1 protein-coding gene is annotated in these 1247 nt (G+C 69.1%); it reads right to left on the reverse strand.

Annotated elements, in window-relative coordinates:
* Window positions 1-34: 34 nt before the first annotated feature.
* On the reverse strand, window positions 35-1156 hold the full coding sequence (locus tag ACWEMJ_RS34160; RefSeq protein ID WP_452141031.1) for an IS630 family transposase: 1122 nt from the start codon (window positions 1154-1156) through the stop codon (window positions 35-37).
* Window positions 1157-1247: the final 91 nt, after the last annotated feature.

Genomic DNA, 1247 nt, shown 5'->3' on the forward strand with positions numbered 1-1247 from the left:
CTAGGAGCTCCAGCGGACAGAAACACCGGTTCGTTCAGGCTGCTGCGGTGACTGGGCGTCCGCCCCAGCGGATGCCCCTCTCGCTGCGGACGCGGGCTCGCTCGCGCCGTTGGGCGGCCAGGACGTCGGGGTGGCGGGCGTTGGTGTTGCGCCAGCGCAGGTAGGCATGCAGGGCCCTGGTCTGGACGGTGTGGTTGCGGTGGTTCGAGTTCGCGATCGTGAACTGCCGCAAGGGCCCGAAGTGGGCCTCGATCGGGTTGGCCCAGGACGCGTAGGTCGGGGTGAAGCACAGCTCGACGCGGTTCTTCTTCGCCCAGCACCTGATCTGTTGGCCCTTGTGGGCCGACAGGTTGTCCAGGATGACGTAGATCGGGGTGCCGTCCGGGCGGGCCGCCCGGATCGACCTCAGTGCGGCCAGGGTGTTCGCGGCGCCCTTCTTGCGCCGGTTGACGCCCCACAGCTTGTCGTCGCCGACCGAGTAGCAGCCGTGGAAGTAACGGACGCCGTGGGTGCGGTGGTAGGTCGCGGGATGCCGCTCCGGCTGGCCGGCAGGTGCCCAGCCGGAGCCGCCAGTGGGGCGGATGCCGAGCGGGCCGAACTCGTCGAACGCGAACACCCGGTCCGGGAAACGGTCCAGAACGTGCTCGATCCGATCGAGCTTGGCGTCGCGCTCGGGGTCGGGTGACTCCTTCCAGGTCTTGGTGCGCTGGAAGGTGATGCCGCGGCGGGCGAGCAGGCACCGTAATGCCTCGCGGCCGATCCGGATCACCCGGCCGTGGACTTTCCGCAGGTAGGCGGCGAGTTTCCGGATCGACCAGCGAGTGAACGGCAGGCCGAGCTTGGTCGGTCGGGTGGTGGCCGTCAAGACGACGAATTCCTCGTCGTCAGGACTGAGCAGGCGGGGACGGCCTCCCGCCCACCGAGGGTCCAGAGCGGCCAGGCCGATCTCGTTGAACCGGTGGATCACGTCGCGGACGGTGTCCTCGTCGGCCTGCACCAGCTGGGCGATCACCGGGACCCGGTTCCCGCCGGCCGAGGCCAGCAGCATCATCGCCCGCCGGAACCGCACCGAACTGGTGCTGCCCCGGCGCACGATCTGCTGCAGCTTCTGCCCCTCCTGGTCGGTCAACCTGCGCACACGGACAGGCTCAGCCACCACACCCCCAACGGTCCGGATCAACGGGCAACACCGCACATCCAACCGCGCGCAGCACCAACCCGGCGAACCATCCCGGTCAAAGCACTAG

It is taken from the genome of Kitasatospora sp. NPDC004531 (assembly GCF_053602195.1).